This is a genomic window from Duganella paludis (assembly GCF_054461335.1).
In genome coordinates this window covers 2,940,601-2,960,526 of the sequence record NZ_CM136922.1, presented here as the reverse complement: position 1 = coordinate 2,960,526, position 19,926 = coordinate 2,940,601, and the positions used below count along the sequence as shown (strand labels likewise).

Here is a 19,926-nt window from a genome sequence, read left to right as displayed (position 1 = left end):
GTCAGTTCCTCGTCTTGATCAGGGTGCCCAGGCCTTGCAGGTAGGCGACCAGGGCGTCTTCTTCGGTCTTGTCCTTGAGCTGTTCCGGCGCGGCGGCGACCTCGGCGTCGCTGTAGGGCACGCCGAGGCGGCGCAGCGCGTTCATCTTCGGTATCACGTCGGCCGGCGCCAGCGTGGTCTTGGCCAGCCACGGGTAGTTCGGCATATTCGATTCCGGCACCACGTCGCGCGGATTCTGCAGGTGGGTGCGGTGCCATTCGTCGCTGTAGCGGCCGCCCACGCGCGCCAGGTCGGGACCGGTGCGCTTGGAGCCCCACTGGAACGGGCGGTCGTAGACGAATTCGCCGGCCACCGAGTAGTGGCCGTAGCGTTCGGTCTCGGCGCGGAACGGCCGCACCATTTGCGAGTGGCAGTTGTAGCAGCCTTCGCGCACGTAGATGTCGCGGCCGACCAGGCGCAGCGGCGAGTACGGCTTGAGGCCGGCCACCGGCTCCGTGGTCGACTTCTGGAAGAACAGCGGGGCAATCTCCACCGCGCCGCCGACGCTGACCACCAGCGTCACCAGCGCGATCAGCAGCCAGGGGTTTTTCTCGATCCATTCATGGGTGAATTTCATACTGTGCTCCGATATCAGGCGTGGGCCGCATGCACGGCCGGGATGCGCGCCACGGCGGTGTCGCGGTCACGCAAGGTCATCCAGGTGTTGTAGGCCATCACGCACATGCCGCTCAGGTACAGCAAGCCGCCGGTGAAGCGCACCACGTAGTACGGGTAGGTGGCTTTCACGCTCTCGGCGAAGGTGTAGGTCAGCGTGCCGTCTGGATTGACCGCGCGCCACATCAGGCCCTGCATCACGCCGGCGATCCACATGGCGGCGATGTAGAGCACGATGCCGATGGTGGCGACCCAGAAGTGCAGGTCGATCAGCTTGGTGCTGTACATCCTCTGCTGGCCGGCCAGGCGCGGCAGCAGGTAGTAGATCGAGCCCATGGTGATGAAGCCCACCCAGCCCAGCGCGCCGCCGTGCACGTGGGCGATGGTCCAGTCGGTGTAGTGCGACAGCGCGTTGATGGTCTTGATCGACATCATCGGGCCTTCGAAGGTGGCGATGCCGTAGAACGACAGCGAGACGATCATGAACTTCAGGATCGGATCGGTGCGCAGCTTGTGCCAGGCGCCGGACAAGGTCATCATGCCGTTGATCATGCCGCCCCAACTCGGCGCCAACAGCACCAGCGAGAACACCATGCCGATCGATTGCGTCCAGTCCGGCAGCGCGGTGTAGTGCAGGTGGTGCGGGCCGGCCCACATATAGGTGAAAATCAGCGCCCAGAAGTGCACGATCGACAGGCGATACGAGTACACCGGACGCTCGGCCTGTTTCGGGATGAAGTAGTACACCATGCCGAGGTAGCCGGCGGTGAGGATGAAGCCCACCGCGTTGTGGCCGTACCACCACTGGATCATGGCGTCCTGCACGCCGGCGTAGGCCGAGTAGGACTTGAACAGCGAGGCCGGCATGCTGGCGCCGTTCACCACGTGCAGAATCGTCACGGCGATGATGTAGGCGGCGAAGAACCAGTTGGCGACGTAGATGTGCTTGACGCGGCGCTTGAGCAGCGTGCCGAAGAACACCACGGCATACGCGATCCATACCAGCGCGATCAGGATGGCGATCGGCCATTCCAGCTCGGCGTATTCCTTGCCGCGCGTGAAGCCCATCGGCAGCGTGACGACGGCGCTGAGGATCACCGCCTGCCAGCCCCAGAAGGTGAAGGCGGCCAGCTTGTCCGAGAACAGCCTTACCTGGCAGGTGCGCTGCACCACGTAGTAGGACGTGGCGAATAGGCCGCAGATGCCGAACGCGAAAATCACCGCGTTGGTGTGCAGCGGACGCAGGCGGCCGTAGGTCAGCCACGGTATGTCCAGGTTCAGCGCCGGCCAGGCCAGTTGGGCGGCGATGATCACCCCCACCAGCATGCCGACCACGCCCCAGACTACCGTCGCCACAGCGAACTGCTTGACGACCTTGTAGTTGTAATGTTGATCCAATTGGATTCTCCCGAAATACTTTGATGATGTGGATCAAAGGTTACTTTCAGGCACCTCAAAAAACTTTGATGTGGATCAAAATCTGCCGGATCGCTGCTAGTTCGTTGGGGGGAGGTCGTCGTCCTGCAACAGGCGCAGCGCGGGACCGACCAGGTCGTCGAACTGGCCGTCGTCCGAGGCGCGGAAGAAAATCCACAGCGCGGCGAACACCAAGGCCACGCTGAGGGGAATCAGCAGATACAGTGCTTCCATCACGAACTCCTGCGCAATCTGAGCGCGTTGACCACCACCACGGCGGAACTGAGCGCCATGCCGACGCCGGACAGCCACGGGTTGAGCAGGCCGAACGCGGCCGCAGGGATCGCCACCAGGTTGTACACCGTGGCCCAGGCCAGGTTCTGGCGGATGATGCGCATGGTGCGTTCGGCGGTGCGGGCGCTGTCGGCCACCGCGCTCAGGCGGCCGTTGAACAGCACCGCATCCGCGTGGGCCTGCGCCAGCGCAGCGCCGCCGCCCATGGCGAAGGAGACGTCGGCCGCGCCCAGCACGGCGGCGTCGTTGATGCCGTCGCCCACCATCGCCACCACGCAGCCGCGTCGCTGCAGCTGCTGGACGAAATCGAGCTTGTCGGCAGGCAGGTAGCCGCCGACGGTAGTTTCGATGCCGAGCTGGTCGCCCACGCGGCGCGCGAGCATGGCGTCGTCGCCGCTGACCAGCACCATGGTCTTGCCGCGCTGCTGGAAGTAGTCGACCGTGTCCTGCGCATCGGGCCGCAGGCCGTCGTGCAGGTGGAAGCAGGCCAGCCACTGTCCTTCCGATCCGAGGTAGACCGGCGTGACGCCGCCGGCCACGTCGCGCGCCGGCGCCTCGCCGCTGATGCCGGCGACGAATTGCGCGCTGCCCAGGCGGTAGCGGCGGTTGTGGACGATGCCTTCCAGGCCGCCGCCCGGCGTTTCATGCAGCGCGGTGGCGGTCCAGTCCTGGCGCCACGCTTCGTTGGCGGCGCTGATGATGGCGCGCGCCAGCGGATGAACGCTGCCGGCTTCCATGGTGGCGGCGATCTGCAGGCAGAACTCGGCGCGCATGCCGCTCAGCGCCTGCGTCTGTTGCAGCACGGGGCGGCCCCAGGTCAGCGTGCCGGTTTTGTCGAGCACGATGTGGGTGGCGCGGTGCAGCGTCTCCAGCGTTTGCGGGCCGGTGATCAGCACGCCCTGGCGCAGCAGGCTGTCGGTGGCGGCGGCCAGCGCGGTCGGCGTCGCCAGCGACAGCGCGCAAGGACAGGACACCACCAGCACGGCGATGGCGATCGGCCAGGCGCGCCCGGCGTCGCCGTCGAGCAGGAACCAGAAGCCGGAGGTCGCCAGCGCAAACAGCAGCAACGCGGCGACGAACCAGGCGGCCACGCGGTCGGCCCATTGCGCGATGTGCGGCTTTTCGCCGCCGGCGCGGTGGATCAGTTTGATCAGGTCGGACAAGGTGCTGTCCTGCGCGCGCCGGGTGACGCGGGCGAGGATGACGCTGCCGGCGTTGATGGCGCCGCCCGGAATGGCGTCGCCGGCTTGCTTGGGCAGCGCCGCGCTCTCACCGCTCAGCAGCGACAGGTCGAGCGAAGTATGGCCTTCGATGATGACGCAGTCGGCGGCCACCGCTTCGCCGGGCTTGATAAGTATGACGTTATCCACAGCCAGCGCGGCCGCGTGCACCACGGTGGCGGCGCGGCTGGCCGGATAGTTTTCCAGCAGCGAGGCCGATGCCGGCAAGGCGTGCTGCAGCCGCTCCAGTGCGGCGCCGGCCTTGCGGCGCGCGCGCAGTTCCAGGTAGCGGCTGCACAGCAGCAGGAAGATGAACATGGTCACCGAGTCGAACCACACGTCGCCCTTGCCGCTGACGGTGGCGATGACGCTGGCGCCGAAAGCGGCGGCGATGCCGAGCGCCACCGGCACGTCCATGCCGAGGGCGCGTGCGCGCAGGCTGGCCCAGGCGCCGCGCCAGAACGGTAGCGCCGAGTAGCAGATCGCCGGCAGCGTCAGCAGCAGGCTGGCCCAGCGCATCAGCGTAGCCATGTTGTCGTCCAGCGTGCCGTCTTCGGCCAGGTAGGCCGGGGCCACGTACATCATCACCTGCATCATCGACAGGCCGGCGACGAATAGCTGGCGGCCCAATGTTTTGGCGGCGCGCTGTTGCTGGTCGGCGTGGCGGCCGGTGTCGTAGGGATAGGCGGCGTAGCCGATGGCGTGCAGCGCGCCCAGAATGTCGCCCGGCGTGCAGCTGTATGTATCCCAGCGAACATAGAGTGTTTCGGTGGCGACGTTGAGCTGTGCGCTGTGCACACCGGAGAGGCGCATCAGGCGCTGTTCGATCAGCCACACGCAGGCGGCGCAGCGGATGCCTTCCACCGTGAAGGTGGCTTCGCGGCTGTCTTCATCGAGGGCGAAGCGCGGATCGGCGTTGTCGTAGAGTTGCAGTTCCGGTGGCAGTTGTTGCGCGCCTTCGGCACTGGCGGCGTAGGCGGTGCGGTCGCGGTAGTAGTTTTCCTGGCCCATGTCGACGATGGTTTGCGCCACCGCCGCGCAGCCGGGGCAGCACATGGTGTGCTCGACGTGGTCGATCAGGACCGTCCAGGCATTGTGGCCGGCGTCGCTCGGCAAAGCCTGCCCGCAGTGGTAACACGCGGCAGGCGTGCCGCTCAGGCGTGGGGTGTGAGGCATAACATCTCCATCCATGCGGGCGCGAGGTTGCCCGTTACGCCGGCGGCGCGCGCCACGCCGAGCACGCCGAAGCTCAGCACCAGCAGGCCGGCGGCGATGCGCATCGGGCGGCGCTGCATGGCCTGCGCCACGCGCGCACCCAGCAGGCCGAGGGCGGTCAGCATCGGTAGCGTGCCCAGGCCGAAGGCCAGCATCATGGTGGCGCCGTCGGTGGCCGAGCCGCTCAGCAGGGCGGTGGTCAGGGCGCTGTAGACCATGCCGCATGGGAGCCAGCCCCACAGCGCACCCAGCGCCAGCGACTTGGCTAGGGTGTCGGCCGACAGCAGGGGGCGCATCGCCGGTGCGAGGCGGCGCCACAGCACGCGGCCGCCCTGCTCCAGCAATGCCAGGCCGCGCCAGGCGTTCATCAGGTGCAGGCCGAGCGCCACCAGCATCAGGTTGGCCAGCCAGTAAAAGCCGAGCTGGACGCCGGCCACCGCCGCCATGCTGCGGGCGCCGCCGGCCAGGCCGCCCGCCAGTGCGCCGGCCAGCATGTAGCTGCCGATGCGGCCGGTGTTATAAGCCAGTACCCGCACCCCGTCATTCCGCATCGGCGGACCGCAGCATAAGCGGGAATCCATGCTGACTATGCGTACCGGCGTTCTATGGGTTCCTGCCTGCGCAGGAACGACGGAGATGGCGGTTACGATGCCGCCGCACATGCCCGCGCAGTGGATGCTGCCGGCCAGGCCTACCACAAACACGGGCAGTAGCTGTGCGGTGTTCATGAGCTGCTCAGATCGTTTTCGAATAGCGCAACGGTTGCAAGGCTTGCGGCTGGCTCAGATAGCGGTCGAACACCATGCAGATGTTGCGGATCAGCAGACGGCCTTTCGGCGTCACCGCAATCCAGTCGGCTTCGATGGTCAGCAGGCCGTCATCCTCGAACGCCTTCAGCTGCGCCAGTTCCCTGGCGAAGTACAACCGGAACTGGATCGGGAAGCCCTGCTCGATCGACGAAATCGACAACTCGAAATTGCACATCATTTTTTGAATCACGATGCGCCGCAGCAGGTCGTCGTTATCGAGCTTGATGCCGCGCGTGACCGGCAGCACGCCGCTTTCCAGTTTTTCGTAATACGCCTCCAGCGTCTTCTCGTTCTGGCTGTAGGTCGCACCGACCGCGCTGATGGCCGACACGCCGCACGAGATCAACTCCGCTTCCGCGCGCGTGGAATAGCCCTGGAAGTTGCGCTGCAAACGGCCCTGGCGCTGGGCCACCGCCAGCTCATCGTCCGGCTTGGCGAAATGGTCCATGCCGATATAGATATAGCCGGCGTCGGACAGGCGCTGGATGCACATCGCCAGCAGCTCCAGCTTCACCGCGGGCGACGGCATGTCCGCCTCGGCGATGCGCCGCTGCGGCTTGAAGATGTGCGGCAGATGCGCGTAGTTGTACAGCGCGATGCGGTCCGGATTGGCGTCGATTACCTTGTCCAGCGTTTGCGTCATGCTGGTCATGGTCTGCTTGGGCAGGCCGTAAATCAGGTCGATGCTGATGGAGCGGAAACCGGCGGCGCGCGCCGCGTCCATCACCGCGCGCGTTTCCGCTTCCGGCTGGATGCGGTTGACGGCTTTCTGCACCTCGGGATCGAAATCCTGCACGCCCAGGCTGATGCGGTTGAAGCCTTGCGCGCGCAGGCTGTGCACGCGCTCCACGCTCACCGTGCGCGGATCGATTTCGATCGAATACTCGCCCTGCTGGTCGGAAGCGAAATCGAAGTTCGCGTGCAGGTGGACCATCAGGTCGCCCATCTGCTTGTCGCTCAGATAGGTCGGCGTGCCGCCGCCGAAGTGCAGCTGCTCGATCTGGCCCATGCCGTCGAACAGGCGGCCTTGCATGTCGATCTCCTGCTTCAGGTAGCCGAGGTAGACGGCGGCCTTGCTGTGGTCCTTGGTGACGATCTTGTTGCAGCCGCAGTAGTAGCAGACCGTGTCGCAGAACGGAATGTGAATGTACAGCGACAGCGGCCGGCGGCTGCGGCGCATGCGCAGGCCGGCCACCGCTTCCAGGAACTGGCCGTAGCCGAAATCGTTCTGGAAACGGTCGGCGGTCGGGTACGAGGTGTAGCGCGGTCCCGACTGGCTCAACTTGCCGATGATGCCGGCATCGAATTCAACGGGTGGGAAAGGCGTGTTCATGATGGCTTATGCGGCGAGGCGTTTTACATTCTGGGGTGCACGGCGTGCGGTGCGGGCCGGGCCGAACTTGAACAGGCTGACCGCCTGCGTCAGGCCGCCCGCTTCCATCGCCAGGCTGGCGGTGGCGGCGGCCGCTTCTTCGACCAGCGCGGCGTTCTGCTGCGTGACCTGGTCCATGTGGGCGATGGCCGAGTTGACTTGGTCGACGCCGATGCTCTGCTCGTGCGAGGCGACCGAGATTTCCTTCATGATGGCGGTCACCTGCTGCACCGAGGCCACCACTTCCTTCATGGTGGCGCCGGCGCGGTCGACCTGCACCATGCCGGCGCTGACCTTGCCGACCGAAACGTTGATCAGGTTCTTGATGTCCTTGGCGGCGGTGGCGCTACGCTGGGCCAGGTTGCGCACCTCGCCGGCCACCACGGCGAAGCCGCGTCCCTGTTCTCCGGCGCGGGCCGCTTCCACGGCCGCGTTCAGCGCCAGGATGTTGGTCTGGAAGGCGATGCCTTCGATCAGGCCGATGATGTCGACGATCTTGCGCGAGGAGCTGTTGATCTCGTCCATGGTGGCGATGACGTCGGCCACGATCTCACCGCCCTGCACCGCTACTTGCGACGCGCTTTGCGCCAGCTTGTTGGCCTGCTCGGAATTGTCGGCGTTCTGCTTCACGGTCGAGGAGAACTGTTCGACGCTCGATGCGGTTTCTTCCAGGCTGGCCGCCTGCGCTTCGGTGCGGCCGGACAGGTCGGCGTTGCCGGCGGCGATCTGGCGGGTGGCCACGGCCATGGTCTCCACGTTGACGCGCACGTCGCGGATGGTGGCGATCAGGTTGCTGTTCATTTGCTGCAGGGCGCGCAGCAGCTGGCCCACTTCGTCGGTGGCGTCGGTGTCGAAGGACGACGACAGGTCGCCGGCGGCGATGGCGCGGGCGCCTTGCAGGGCGCGGTCGAGCGGCTGCAGCACGGACACGCGCAGCGTGTACCACAGGAACACGTTGATCAGCAGGCCGAAGAAGGTAGCGGCAAAGATGGCGTAGTTGTGCGCGCTGTCGCCGTTCAGCAGCACGGCGCCGCACACCAGCACCTGCAGCACGTTGACCACGCTGGTGGCCAGCCAGATGCGCATGCCGAGCGAGACATGGCTCAGGCGCGATAGCAGCGAGCCGACGCCGGCCTCGATCACCTGGCCGTTCTTGATGCTGATGCCGTGATTGGCTTCGGTGCGGATGGCGCGGTAGGCTTGCTCGGCCTTGGTGATCTGGTGGCGTTCGGGTTTCACGCGCACCGACATGTAGCCGATGGTGCGGCCGTTTTCGCGGATCGGCGTGATGTTGGCGCGCACCCAGTAGAAATCGCCGTTCTTGCAGCGGTTCTTGACGATGCCGGTCCATGGCGTTCCAGCCTTGATGGAGGCCCACAGGTCGGCGAAGGCCTCGGCCGGCATGTCCGGGTGGCGCAGGATGTTCTGCGGCGCACCAAGCAACTCATCTTCAGAGAACCCGCTGATTTCTGTGAAGTACGGGTTCACATACGTGATATTGCCGTCCAAATCCGTTTTCGAAACGATGGCCTGGTCGTCCAGGACTTCCACTTCGCGATTGGTGACAGGTTGATTGTTGCGCATGACATAACTCCGGCTGGTTTTATTGCTGTATCGCAATAGGCCTAGCCAGTTTACGTAGTACGCCGGTCGATTTTATTGATGTAGATCAAATTTCCCCGGATTGGGCCGGTGTATGGCCCATCCGGGATAAGCAAGCTTGTCTAGTTGGCATTATCCGGGCGCGCAGCCTTCAATGCAGCCACATCGCGCACGTTTTTCTGCACGGTCACCGCCGCAAACAGGCTTAGCAGGAAAGCCATGGCGTAGAAGCCTTTTTCGCTGGGCGCCAGGGTGGCGTTCCACAGGCCGGTGATCAGCAGCAGGATGGACAGCAGCACCGAAAACCAGCACAGGCCGAAATACATGCCGGTGACTGGAATGCCATCATTGCGGTCGCGCACCGACTTTTGCAGCGAGATGGCGGAAAACAGGCCGTACATTAGCACGGTGAAGTAATAGCCCTTTTCGTTGAGCTGCATGCTGGCGTTCCACAAGCCGATCAGGTAGGTGGCGGTGCCGGCCAGTAGTGCAAGCCAGGCGGCGCCGATGAACGCGGCGGTTGGACCTTGTTGGGTATTTGCGGGCATGTTTGCTCCTTTGTATGAAATCGTATCAGGCTGGCTTTTTGACCAGACGGAGGATTTTGCTGCCGATCGTAACCACCACCAGCGCCAAAGCACCGGCGATCACGCCCGCGACCGCATCGAGCACCGTCGGCACGATCGCCCCCAATACCGGGCCGGAGGCTTCGGCGGCGTGGTGGATCAGGTCGTGCGCGAACGGCAGGCCGTGGGTGAGGATGCCGCCGCCGACCATGAACATGGCCACCGTGCCGACCACGCCCAGCAATTTCATCAGTTTCGGCGCGGCGTTCAGCAGCACGCGGCCGAGCGCACGCACGGCGGCGCCGCCGCGCTGGCTCAGGTAGAGACCGGCGTCGTCCATCTTGACGATGGCGGCCACCAGGCCGTACACGCCCACCGTCATCACCAGGGCGATGCCGACCACCACCGTCACCTGCTGCGTGAACGGCGCGGTCGCCACCGTGCCCAGCGCGATGACGATGATTTCGGCCGACAGGATGAAGTCGGTGCGGATGGCGCCCTTGACCTTTTCCTTTTCCAGCACCATCAGGTCGACGTCCGGATTGGCCAGCGCTTCGTGCAATTCCTGTTTGTGGTGTTCGTCCTCCGCGCTGTGCAGGAAACTGTGGGCGATTTTCTCGAACCCTTCAAAGCACAGGTACAGGCCGCCGACCATCAGCAGCGGCGTGATGGCCCACGGCGCGAACGCGCTGATCGCCAGCGCGGACGGCACCAGGATGGCCTTGTTCTTCAGCGAACCGACGGCCACCGCCCACACCACCGGCAATTCGCGTTCGGCGCGCACGCCGGACACCTGTTGCGCGTTCAGGGCCAAGTCGTCTCCCAGCACGCCGGCGGTTTTCTTCGCGGCTACCTTGCTCATTGCGGCGACGTCGTCGAGGATGGTGGCGATATCGTCGATCAGGGCTAACAGGCTGGAACCGGCCATTTGGGGAAACTCCATGTGTGGTGTGATCAGCAATATTAACCCAAGCGGGATGCCCGGCGATACCGCTACAATGGTGATCGCCCTTGTGATTGCTTTAGTAATCGATTATCTGAATGGAATTGCCATGAGTTTCGCCACCTGGTTCACCTTCTTCGTTGCCGCCTGCATCATTGCCGTTTCGCCCGGTTCCGGCGCGGTGCTGTCGATGTCGCACGGCCTGTCGTATGGCGTGCGTCGCGCCAGCGCCACCATTTTCGGCTTGCAGACCGGCTTGCTGCTGGTGTTTTTCATCGCCGGCGCGGGCGTCGGTTCGTTGCTGATGGCGTCGGAAGTGGCGTTCAACGTGGTGAAGACGGTCGGCGCGCTGTACCTGATCTACCTGGGTCTGAGCCAATGGCGGGCCAAGGTCAGCATCAGCCAGCAACAGCAGGCGGCGGTCGAAGTGCCGACCGTGAAAAAACGCTTCCTCACCGGTTTCCTGACCAACGCCACCAATCCGAAGGGCATCATCTTCATGGTGGCGGTGCTGCCGCAGTTCATTACCCATGAGGCGCCGCTGTTGCCGCAACTGCTGATCCTGGCGGTGACCATGTGCTGCATCGACCTGGTGGTGATGCACAGCTACGCCTTCCTGGCATCCTCGATGCAACGCTTTTTCCGCGATGCGAGCGCCGTCAAAAAGCAGAACCGCGTGTTCGGCGGCTTGCTGATGGCGGTTGGCGCGGCGCTGTTCTTCGTCAAGCGCGGTAGCGCTGCGGCGTGAATTGAAAGTATTTGTAACCCGTGTATTCGAACTTGCTGGCGCGGCGTTAAATCAAGCATCATCCACAGGAGACGCAGCCATGAGCCGCAAAATCATCCATACCGTCGTGCTGGCCGCTTTGGCCAGCTTTAGTGCGTTGGCCTTGGCCGAGGATCCTCCGGCGATGGTCGGACGCATCTCCAGCGTGCAGGGGCAAGTCACGCTGGTGGGCGACGGCGAGCCCATGGGTGCCTCCTTGAATTTCCCGGTAACGGTTGCCAACCACATCAACACCGCCTCCGGTGCGCGCACCGAATTCCGCGTCGGCTCGACGGCGGTGCGGGTGGATAGCGATTCCGATCTGGAAATCGTCGGCATGGACGACGACCTGCTGCGCCTGCGCCTGAATTACGGCAGCGTCAGCATCCGCGTGCGCAGCCCCGAGCTGCTGCGCGACTTTGAACTGACCACGCCACAAGCGCGCATCACCATGATCGAGCCGGGCGTGCTGCGGGTGGACGTGGACCGCACGCCTGATACCAGCCAGATCAGCGTGCTGGGCGGCGCCGCGCGGGTGGAAGGTGTCGGCTCGTCGGTGGTGGTGAGCAATGGCCGCCACGTGGACGTCGGCGCGGAAGATGTGCGCACCAGCGTGGCGCGGCGCGACGGCTTCGACGTCTGGGCCGAGGACCGTGATCGGCTCGACAGCGCCACCACGACCACCCGTTATGTCTCCAGCGGCATGACCGGCTACGAGGAACTGGACCGCAACGGCAGCTGGACCGAGAGCGTGGAATACGGCCCGCTGTGGTCGCCGCGCAATGTGGCGATGGACTGGGCGCCCTACCGCGACGGCCGCTGGGTATTCCTGGCGCCGTGGGGCTGGACCTGGGTGGACAACGCGCCGTGGGGCTATGCGCCTTCGCACTATGGACGCTGGGTGATGGTGAATCGCCGCTGGTGCTGGGCGCCGGGACGTCCTGCGGGACGGCCGGTGTGGGCGCCGGCGCTGGTGGGCTGGGTCGGCGGCAATGGCGGTGGTGGTCATTCCGGGCCTGGACTGGGCTGGTATCCGCTGTCGCCACGCGACCGTTTCGTGCCGGGCTACCGCGTGTCGTCGGAATACGAGCGTCGCGTGACGTGGACGCACAATGGCAAGCCATTCCAGCCGCGAAACGACTGGAATGGTCCTCGTGACGGTATGACGGTGCTGCCGCGCGAGCAGTTCGAGGGACGCCGGCACGTGGTGGTGAATCGCGGCGCATCGGTTATTCCGCCGACCAATTTTGTCCGCAATGTGACGGTGGTGACACCGCCGCAGCCGCCGCGCGCGCCGTTGACGACCAATCGTGGCGGCGACCGTGACCATGACGGCATCCCGGATCGTTTCGACCGCAATGATGGCCGCAACGACAGGAACGATCGTAACGACCGCAATGACAGGAATGATCGCAACGATCGGAATGACCGCCCTGGCCGCGTAATCACTGCGCCATCGCAGCCGGTGCAGGTGCCGGCACAGCAGCCGCGTGGCCAGATCAGCACCTTGGCGCCGAACCAGTTCGGTCGCCCGGACACGCCGCCGCAGACCATCAATCCAAACGACATCCGCGTCGACGTGCGGCCGCGATTCAATCCGCAGCAACAGCAACCGCAATCACCGCGCGACCACACTGACCGTGGCGGCGACGATAACCAACGCCGTTTCCGTCCGCGCGACGAGCAGCGTCAGCCGCAGCCGCAAATCCAGGTGCAGCCGCAGCAACAGCAGCCGCCGCAAATCCAGGCGCAACCGCAGATCCAGCAGCCGCGCCAATTCACGCCGCCACCGGTGCAGCAAGCGCCGGCCCAAGCACCGCGTCAAGTCACGCCACCGCCGCAGGCACAGCCGCCGGCCCAGCGTGACAACCGCGCCGAGCCGTCAGACCGCCGCCGCGACGACAATCGCGACCGCCGCCAGCAAAACCAGCAGTAACCCAATTCGGGGTCAGTTCCGACATTCGGACACGAGCCCAGCCCTAGCGATCGCTAGGGCTGGGCTCGTGTCCGAATGTCGGAACTGACCCCGAATTTATTGTTGGGCTTTCAGGCGCAGGCGGGCGCGCCATTCTCCCAGGGCCGAGAGCGCGCCCTGGAATTCGCGCTCGATCAAGTCGGCTTCGGCTGGCGTGACCTTGCCGTCCATGAGCGCGGTGGATACGGCTTCCGCTACCGCTCCCACCTGGCTCATGACTTTGCAGACGGTCTGCGATAGATCGTCTTCGCCTATCGTTTCCGGCATCGGCACCACGAAGGCCGCCATGCCGTGCCGCGTCAGCAGCGCGTGCAGCGGCAGGTGCGCTTCGTTCACGCCCGCCTTGTGGCACAAATCCACCACCGTCGAAACTTCCTCAAACGAGGGATAGTGCGAGGCGATCGTCGGCGCCAGTTTGTTGCGCAGGACGTTGACCGAAATCCCCATCGCCTGCGCCAGCGCATCGATGCCGCCGGGATACGCGCGCGCCACCTTGTAGAGCGCGTCGTGTTGATTCATGTCCAAGTATTTGCGTGTCATGGTGAAGCGTGCCTTTTATTACCGATGCAACCGAGCTTGCGCGGCGCTATGCTGTTTTTCATTCAACTTCTTTGTGAAAAGACATCATGAAGTCATTTCGATCCGCGCTGCTTTTGATGGTTTGTCTTGCGTTCGCAAGCAACGTGCCGGCGGAAGCGCGTCCGGCTTCACATTCTGGCACATCGTCGTCGTTTAAAAGTGGATTTTCTTCACAAAAGAACAACTCCACCGTGCACCGCCAGCCGTCCGCGCCGCCCGCCAATCGCCAGAGCGGCCCCGGCGCCTTCGGCAAGCAGGCCGGTTCGCCGGCCTCGGCCCAGCCGTCGCGCAATACCTCGGCGATGTCGCGCGATGTCGACCGCAGCGCTGCCAATGACCGCGCGCTGCAGACCTATGACCAGCGCCGCGCTGCCGAAAACGCTCGCCCCTTGCCGCCGCTGAACGACACTTTGCGCCAGCCGCAGCAGGCGCAGCGTCCGTCGCCCGCCTATCAGGCGCCCTATCCGGCGCCGGGGCCGGTGTACCAACAGCCGTCGTCCGGCAACGGGATGATGGCCGGCGTGATCGGTTTCATGCTGGGCCGGGCGATGAGCCAGAGTCACCAGCCGGTGGCCTATCCGACCACCAGCGGCAACCAGCCGACTCCGGCGCCCGCGCCCGCCGACACCGGCGCAGCGACTGGCGCGGCAGCGGCCGGCATCCCGGACGGTACGGGGATGGTGGGCGGCATGCCTGGATTGGGCGATGCGCCGACCGCCACCGCTGCACCCGCCGCCCCGGCAGCGCAAGCGCCGCCCGAGCCATCGTTCATGGCCAGCGTGCTGCGCCTGTTCGCTTGGTTGTCGGTGCTGAGTTTGCTGGGTTGGGCGGCCGTGTACTCGGTGCGCAAGTTCCGCCGCCTGCGCGCCGGACCGAATTATTCGTTTGAAAGGAATTGATGATGGGCTGGACCGATGCATACAACTACCTGCGCAATGGCGCGGCCAAGCTGGCCGGCAACGATGCGCCGCGCACCGATACCGATCTGCCGCTGGGCGCGCGCATCGGCAGCGTGGTCGGCATCCAGCAGTCGCCGCTGCTGCGCGCGGTGACCAACGGTTCGCTGATCGCGCTGCCGGATGCCGACGACACACGCATCGTGGCCGTCTCGCAGATCCGGCTCAAGCAGTCCGGCGGCTTGTATCGCTACTACCTGGAAACCGGCGACCGCGACGACAAGGAGAAGTTCCTCCAGGTCTACCAGAACGCCAACGGCGAAGTCAGCGAGGTGATGTATTGCAGCCAGCTGGCGCGCGTGATTCCGGAAACGGTGGAGGACCAGGACGCCTACACCGGACGCGCCGGCGCCGGCCTGGGCGACCGCAGCTACACGCTGTGGCGCGAGCAGCTGGCCGATCTGGGCCTGGATCTGGAACTGGTGTTCGGCGCCAATGAGGGCGTCGATTACTGGCGCGATGCCGGCGATCCGGAAGTGGCCTATGTGCCGCCCTTCACCGGCACCGAAACGCGGCTGGACGACGCCACGGGCAACACCGGCCTGCGCCAGGAGATGTATTTCATGCCGTATGTGCGCGAACTGCGCAGCGGCGGCCACGAATATTTGCTGATCACGACGGAAATCATCCACAGCGTGAACGGCGACCACGGAAAACGCGGGATCCATGTCGACTTCGTCATCGGCATCCCGGTGGAGCAGCAACGCATCGTTATCCAATGATGCGCAACTTTGATTGAGGAAGACTGACATGAGCAACTTGAATGGCTGGGGCCTGACCGCGCGACTGATTACCAAGCATTTCGGCGCGCTCGGCAATCGCGTGTCCGAGGCGATCGCCAACTTCGACCCGGAAACCGCCACCGAGGCCGACCGCGACCGTCTGGCCGATAACCTGCGCAGCGTCGCCCAGAAACTGGCGGCCGCCCGCGCCGCCTTCGACAAGGAAGCCAGCGACGTGGTCCAGCTGCGCCAGCTGATCGCCACCGACGAGCAGGCCGCCGGCACCCTGGCCGATCGCCTGGCGACCGGCAAGATTTCGGAAGCGACCATCACCCTGTTCTGCGATGAACTGGAAGGCAACAAGGCGCGCTTGCCGCAGGAGCTGCAGGAGGAAGCCGACGCCAAGCAGTACATGAGCGAGCTGCAAACCATCGTCGATGCGCTGTCGAAGCAGCTGTCCGAGTTCGATGCGCAGGCGAAGAAGGCCTTGCAGGCGCTGTCCTCGGCCCGCGCTCAGCAGGATCTGCAGCAGCTGCGCGCCGAACGCCAGGCCCAGTTGACCGGTTTGCAGGGCATGCGCGGCCAGTCGAGCGCTCTCAGCGCCCTGACCCGCCGCGCCGAAGCGATCCGCACCGACGCCGAAGGCTTGCGCATCGTCACCGATATCGGCCAGAAGCCGCTGGACCAGGCCGCCGAGCTGGAGGCGATCCGCAAATCGGTGAGCCAGCCGGCGCTGGGCAACGAGTCGGCGCTGGCGCGTTTGCAGCGCCTGTCCGGCCAGAGCAGCGAGCCGCTGGCGCTTGCAAAGTCCTGATCGGGCTACAATATAGGCCGGAGGCATCGCGTTGATGCCGCCGGTTTTATATTTTTAGATTGGAATGAATATGCAAGCGATCCCGCCATCAGAGTCCCTCATCGAATACCCGAGCGACTTCCCGATCAAGGTCATGGGTCCGACTCATATCGATTTCGCCCCGGCCATCATTGTGGTGGTGCAAAAGCATGACAAGGAATTCCATGAGGGCAAAATGGAAGTGCGTCCATCGGGCAAGGGCAATTACACCGGCCTGACCTGCACCGTGCGCGCCATCAGCCGCGAGCAGCTCGACGCGCTGTACACCGAGCTTTCGGCGCACCCGATGGTCAAGATCGTCATGTAAGGTGCTGGCGCTGGAAGGCGGCGATTTCTTCCAGCAGCCACTCGCGGAACGCCACCACCTGCGGCTTGCCGGCCGCGCCGGGCGGCGAGACGAAGTAATACTCATCCGGGCTGGGCGTCGCGATGTCGAACAGCCGCAGCAATTGCCCGGAGGCGATCTCCTGCATCGCCACCACGTGCCGCACCAGCGCCACGCCGTTGCCATCGGCAGCGGAACGAATCAGCATCGATAAATCCTCAAACAGTAAGCCGCCCGACGGCTCCGGAAAGTCGACTCCGGCCGCGTGCAGCCACGGCGTCCAGCGTTCCACCGAGCGCAGCAGCGCGTGCCCGGCCAGGTCATTCGGTACGGCAGGCAGCTTGCCGCCGCGATAGTGGGGACTCACTACAGGGTAGTAGACGTCGCCCATCAGCCGCACCGCGACCATGCCCGGATAGTTGCCGCGTCCAAAGCGGATACCCACGTCCACCCCCTCGCGCGCCAGATCTTGCATATGGCCGCTCGACTGCAGTACCACCTCGATATCCGGATAACGCTCGATGAAACGCCCGAGCCGGGGCGCCAGCCAGCGCGCCGCAAACGAGGGTATCGAGGTGATGGTCAGCCGCTGGTGGATGCTGGCCGCGCGCATGGCGTCGGTGGCGGCGCCGATGTCGGCGAAGGCTTTGCCCAGGAACTGGGCGAACTTCAGGCCGTCGTTAGTTATTTTCACCTGACGGCCGTTGCGCACGAACAGTTGCCGGCCCAACTCCTCTTCCAATCCACGTACCTGATGGCTGATGGCGCCGTGCGTCAGGTGCAACTCCTCCGCCGCGCGCGAGAAATTCTCGTGCCGGGCCGCCGCCTCGAAGGCGCGCAGAGCGGAAAAATTGGGCAGCCGGCGAGCCATTCTGTGGATAACTTTGTGAATAAAACTAACAAGAATTGCGAAAATATACCGTTATACAGGCACTTAGACAAGGTTTACTATGTGAATAAATCTACCCAAGCCGGAGCCGCCATGTCTTTTGAACTGTACGTCGATAGCCTTTTCACCAGCCCTTACGCCTTGTCGGCTTTTGTCGCGCTTACCGAGAAAGGCCTGCCGTTCACCGTCAAGACCTTGGATCTGGCCAGCGGCGCGCAGAAACAGGCCGACTTCGCCGACCGCGCCACCACCGCCCGCGTGCCGGCGCTGGTGGACGGCGATTTCGTGCTGACCGAGTCCAGCGCCATCACGGAATACCTGGAGGAATGCTTTCCGCCGCCGGAGTACGTGGCGCTGTATCCGCAGGAGCGCCGCCAGCGCGCGGTGGCGCGCCAACTCCAGGCCTGGGTGCGCAGCGACCTGATGCCGGTGCGCGCCGAACGCGACACGGAAACGGTGTTTTTCGGCAAGGCGAGTGCACCGCTGAGCCCGTCCGCCCAGGAAGCCGCCGCCAAGCTGGTGCACGTGGCCGAACGGTTGGTGCAAGGTCCGCTGCACCTGTTCGGCGACTGGTCGATTGCCGACGTCGATCTGGCGATCATGCTCAGCCGCCTGGTGCGCAACGGCGATCCGGTGCCGGCCAAGGTCAAGGAATACGTGGAATTCCAGTGGCAGCGCCCTTCCGTGCAGCAATGGCTGGAGCGCCACCAGCCGGGATAACGTCGCTCCCGCAGCAGCGGGAGCCCATACTTGGCATGGATTCCCGCCTACGCGGGAACGACGGATAGCGCGGTGCTTTATAATGGCGGCATGACGTCTCCTACCTTCCCTGAGATCAAGCATCTCGGCAAAGCCGACTACGACAGCACTTTCGCCGCCATGCGGGCCTTCACCGACGCCCGCACGCCGGACACGCGCGACGAAATCTGGATCGTCGAGCATGCGCCCGTCTACACGCTGGGCCTGGGCGCGGACCGTGGCCACCTGCTGGCCGGCGCCTCGGAGATTCCGGTGGTGCAGACCGACCGCGGCGGCGAAGTCACCTATCACGGCCCCGGCCAGGTGGTGATCTACCTGCTGATGGACCTGCGCCGCAACAAGCCGGGCGGCAAGCTGTTTGCGCGCCAGTTTGTGCATAAAATCGAGCAAGCCATCATCAATGTCCTGCAGGCGTATAATCTCGACGGTGAGCGCGTGGAAGGCGCGCCGGGCATCTACATGGCCGGCGGCGACCACCAAGGCGCCAAGATTGCCGCGCTGGGCTTGAAGGTACGCGGCAATGGCTGCACCTACCACGGGCTGTCGCTGAATGTGGCGATGGATCTGGCCCCGTTTTCCTGGATTAATCCTTGCGGCTATGCCGGACTGGAAACAGTCGACATGCGTACTGTTGGCGCAACGGCAATGCTGTCCGATGTACAACAGCAGCTCGCCGACGAACTGATCCGCGTACTGGCACCAAACGAATAAACTGACTATGACTTCCGACACCACGACCGTAGCGTACAACCCGAGCGAAAAGCAAAAAGGCGCGAGCAAGACTTCGCGCATCCCGATCAAGATCGTGCCGATCGAGCAGGTCGAGCGCCTGAAGAAGCCGGACTGGATCCGCGTGAAAGCCGGTTCGCCGAACACCCGTTTCTACGAAATCAAGGAAACGCTGCGCGAGAACAAGCTGGTCACCGTATGCGAAGAAGCGAGCTGCCCGAACATCGGCGAATGCTTCGGCAAGGGCACGGCCACCTTCATGATCATGGGCGACAAGTGCACTCGCCGCTGCCCGTTCTGCGACGTCGGCCACGGCCGTCCGGATCCGCTGGACAAGGATGAGCCGACCAACCTGTCGCACACCATCGCTAAGCTGCGCCTGAGCTACGTGGTGATCACCTCGGTGGACCGCGACGACCTGCGCGACGGCGGCGCCCAGCACTTTGTCGAGTGCATCTCCAACACCCGCGCGCTGTCGCCGAAGACCCAGATCGAAGTGCTGGTGCCGGACTTCCGCGGCCGCCTGGAAAAAGCGCTGGCGATCTTCGCAGACGGCTTGCCGGACGTGATGAACCACAATCTGGAAACCGTACCGCGCCTGTACAAGGAAGCGCGTCCGGGTTCGGACTATATGCACTCGCTGAAGCTGCTGAAGGACTTCAAGGCCATGTATCCAGGCGTGAAGACCAAGTCGGGCATCATGGTCGGCCTGGGCGAGACAGACGAAGAAATCCTGCAAGTGATGCGCGACATGCGCGAGCACGACATCGACATGCTGACCATCGGCCAATACCTAGCGCCGTCGAACAGCCACCTGCCGGTGCGCCGTTACGTGCACCCGGACGTGTTCAAGATGTTTGAAGAAGAAGCCTACAAAATGGGCTTCAAACACGCCGCCGTCGGCGCCATGGTGCGCTCCTCGTACCACGCGGACGAGCAAGCCCACAACGTACTGGCCGCAGGCTAAAACAAAAGGCTCCGCAAGGAGCTTTTTTTCGTCCCGATGCTAGACTGGATTCAGCCATGCGGAGGATATATGGCGATCGTTGATATTCAGCAGGCGAAGACGCAGTTTTCCAAGTTGGTCGAAGCAACGGCCAGCGGTGAAGAAGTTATCATCGCGAAAGCAGGTAAGCCCATGGTTCGACTGATTCCTGTCTCGTCACCACGCGTCGAACGCAAAATAGGCGGGATGGAAGGGAAAATCTGGATAGCGGACGATTTTGACGGTCCGCTGCCAGAAGAAATTCAGCGGGCTTTTGAAGGACGCTAAATGCGCCTG

At 64.3% G+C, this 19,926-nt stretch carries 21 protein-coding genes; 10 read left to right on the top strand and 11 right to left on the bottom strand.

What is annotated here, in order from left to right:
- Position 1: 1 nt before the first annotated feature.
- From ccoO to ACXZ1M_RS13205, 9 genes are all read right to left on the bottom strand, one after another.
- Positions 2 to 616, bottom strand: coding sequence for a cytochrome-c oxidase, cbb3-type subunit II (gene ccoO, locus ACXZ1M_RS13245; RefSeq protein WP_459053601.1), 615 nt, complete (start codon positions 614 to 616; stop codon positions 2 to 4).
- A 14-nt stretch (positions 617 to 630) separates the two neighbouring features.
- The gene (ccoN, locus tag ACXZ1M_RS13240) at positions 631 to 2,058 is read right to left on the bottom strand and encodes a cytochrome-c oxidase, cbb3-type subunit I (RefSeq protein ID WP_459054012.1); all 1,428 of its coding nucleotides are present in this window, start codon (positions 2,056 to 2,058) and stop codon (positions 631 to 633) included.
- 90 nt (positions 2,059 to 2,148) lie between these two features.
- The gene (ccoS, locus tag ACXZ1M_RS13235; RefSeq protein ID WP_459053600.1) at positions 2,149 to 2,304 is read right to left on the bottom strand and encodes a cbb3-type cytochrome oxidase assembly protein CcoS; all 156 of its coding nucleotides are present in this window, start codon (positions 2,302 to 2,304) and stop codon (positions 2,149 to 2,151) included.
- Positions 2,304 to 4,760, bottom strand: a complete 2,457-nt coding sequence (locus ACXZ1M_RS13230; RefSeq protein ID WP_459053599.1) for a heavy metal translocating P-type ATPase — start codon at positions 4,758 to 4,760, stop codon at positions 2,304 to 2,306. The genes ccoS and ACXZ1M_RS13230 overlap by 1 nt, the downstream gene beginning before the upstream one ends.
- Positions 4,739 to 5,527 carry a sulfite exporter TauE/SafE family protein gene (locus ACXZ1M_RS13225; RefSeq protein WP_459053598.1) on the bottom strand — a complete coding sequence of 263 codons (789 nt, stop codon included), beginning with the start codon at positions 5,525 to 5,527 and terminating at the stop codon, positions 4,739 to 4,741. The genes ACXZ1M_RS13230 and ACXZ1M_RS13225 overlap by 22 nt, the downstream gene beginning before the upstream one ends.
- Positions 5,528 to 5,534: 7 nt before the next feature.
- Entirely contained in the window at positions 5,535 to 6,941 is a 1,407-nt protein-coding gene (gene hemN, locus ACXZ1M_RS13220) for an oxygen-independent coproporphyrinogen III oxidase (protein WP_459053597.1), read from the bottom strand.
- 6 nt (positions 6,942 to 6,947) lie between these two features.
- Complete coding sequence (locus ACXZ1M_RS13215) at positions 6,948 to 8,564, bottom strand: methyl-accepting chemotaxis protein (RefSeq protein WP_459053596.1); 1,617 nt, start codon at positions 8,562 to 8,564, stop codon at positions 6,948 to 6,950.
- Positions 8,565 to 8,704: 140 nt separating this feature from the next.
- Complete coding sequence (gene yiaA, locus ACXZ1M_RS13210) at positions 8,705 to 9,130, bottom strand: inner membrane protein YiaA (protein WP_459053595.1); 426 nt, start codon at positions 9,128 to 9,130, stop codon at positions 8,705 to 8,707.
- Between the two features lie 25 nt (positions 9,131 to 9,155).
- On the bottom strand, positions 9,156 to 10,076 hold the full coding sequence (locus ACXZ1M_RS13205; RefSeq protein ID WP_459053594.1) for a DUF808 domain-containing protein: 921 nt from the start codon (positions 10,074 to 10,076) through the stop codon (positions 9,156 to 9,158).
- Between the two features lie 124 nt (positions 10,077 to 10,200).
- On the opposite strand from ACXZ1M_RS13205, the gene ACXZ1M_RS13200 reads away from it, so the two are divergent.
- Together ACXZ1M_RS13200 and ACXZ1M_RS13195 are read left to right on the top strand one after the other, a co-directional pair.
- On the top strand, positions 10,201 to 10,839 hold the full coding sequence (locus ACXZ1M_RS13200) for a LysE family transporter (protein WP_459053593.1): 639 nt from the start codon (positions 10,201 to 10,203) through the stop codon (positions 10,837 to 10,839).
- Between the two features lie 79 nt (positions 10,840 to 10,918).
- The gene (locus tag ACXZ1M_RS13195) at positions 10,919 to 12,793 is read left to right on the top strand and encodes a DUF6600 domain-containing protein (protein ID WP_459053592.1); all 1,875 of its coding nucleotides are present in this window, start codon (positions 10,919 to 10,921) and stop codon (positions 12,791 to 12,793) included.
- Positions 12,794 to 12,889: 96 nt separating this feature from the next.
- On the opposite strand, the gene ACXZ1M_RS13190 is transcribed toward ACXZ1M_RS13195, so the two are convergent.
- Positions 12,890 to 13,351: a phage regulatory CII family protein gene (locus tag ACXZ1M_RS13190; RefSeq protein ID WP_459053591.1), complete on the bottom strand. Its 462-nt coding sequence runs from the start codon at positions 13,349 to 13,351 to the stop codon at positions 12,890 to 12,892.
- Positions 13,352 to 13,602: 251 nt separating this feature from the next.
- Between ACXZ1M_RS13190 and ACXZ1M_RS13185 the strand changes: the two genes are divergently transcribed.
- The 4 genes from ACXZ1M_RS13185 (at position 13,603) to ACXZ1M_RS13170 (ending at position 16,249) form a co-directional block, all read left to right on the top strand.
- Positions 13,603 to 14,310: a hypothetical protein gene (locus tag ACXZ1M_RS13185; RefSeq protein ID WP_459053590.1), complete on the top strand. Its 708-nt coding sequence runs from the start codon at positions 13,603 to 13,605 to the stop codon at positions 14,308 to 14,310.
- Positions 14,310 to 15,089, top strand: coding sequence for a DUF2491 family protein (locus ACXZ1M_RS13180; protein ID WP_459053589.1), 780 nt, complete (start codon positions 14,310 to 14,312; stop codon positions 15,087 to 15,089). The genes ACXZ1M_RS13185 and ACXZ1M_RS13180 overlap by 1 nt, the downstream gene beginning before the upstream one ends.
- Positions 15,090 to 15,117: 28 nt before the next feature.
- Entirely contained in the window at positions 15,118 to 15,903 is a 786-nt protein-coding gene (locus ACXZ1M_RS13175) for a hypothetical protein (protein ID WP_459053588.1), read from the top strand.
- A 70-nt stretch (positions 15,904 to 15,973) separates the two neighbouring features.
- The gene (locus ACXZ1M_RS13170) at positions 15,974 to 16,249 is read left to right on the top strand and encodes a DUF493 family protein (protein WP_373989716.1); all 276 of its coding nucleotides are present in this window, start codon (positions 15,974 to 15,976) and stop codon (positions 16,247 to 16,249) included.
- On the opposite strand, the gene ACXZ1M_RS13165 is transcribed toward ACXZ1M_RS13170, so the two are convergent.
- Positions 16,242 to 17,138, bottom strand: coding sequence for a transcriptional regulator GcvA (locus ACXZ1M_RS13165; RefSeq protein WP_459053587.1), 897 nt, complete (start codon positions 17,136 to 17,138; stop codon positions 16,242 to 16,244). The two genes, ACXZ1M_RS13170 and ACXZ1M_RS13165, sit on opposite strands and share 8 nt — an antisense overlap.
- A 111-nt stretch (positions 17,139 to 17,249) precedes the next feature.
- Between ACXZ1M_RS13165 and yfcF the strand changes: the two genes are divergently transcribed.
- The 4 genes from yfcF to ACXZ1M_RS13145 all read left to right on the top strand — a co-directional run bounded on the left by yfcF (position 17,250) and on the right by ACXZ1M_RS13145 (position 19,917).
- A complete protein-coding gene (yfcF, locus tag ACXZ1M_RS13160) occupies positions 17,250 to 17,876 on the top strand; it encodes a glutathione transferase (protein ID WP_459053586.1) in 627 nt (208 codons plus the stop codon).
- Between the two features lie 90 nt (positions 17,877 to 17,966).
- Entirely contained in the window at positions 17,967 to 18,626 is a 660-nt protein-coding gene (lipB, locus tag ACXZ1M_RS13155; protein WP_459053585.1) for a lipoyl(octanoyl) transferase LipB, read from the top strand.
- A gap of 7 nt (positions 18,627 to 18,633) precedes the next feature.
- A complete protein-coding gene (lipA, locus tag ACXZ1M_RS13150) occupies positions 18,634 to 19,611 on the top strand; it encodes a lipoyl synthase (RefSeq protein ID WP_373989712.1) in 978 nt (325 codons plus the stop codon).
- Between the two features lie 69 nt (positions 19,612 to 19,680).
- Entirely contained in the window at positions 19,681 to 19,917 is a 237-nt protein-coding gene (locus tag ACXZ1M_RS13145; protein ID WP_459053584.1) for a type II toxin-antitoxin system Phd/YefM family antitoxin, read from the top strand.
- The last annotated feature ends 9 nt before the right edge of the window (positions 19,918 to 19,926 follow it).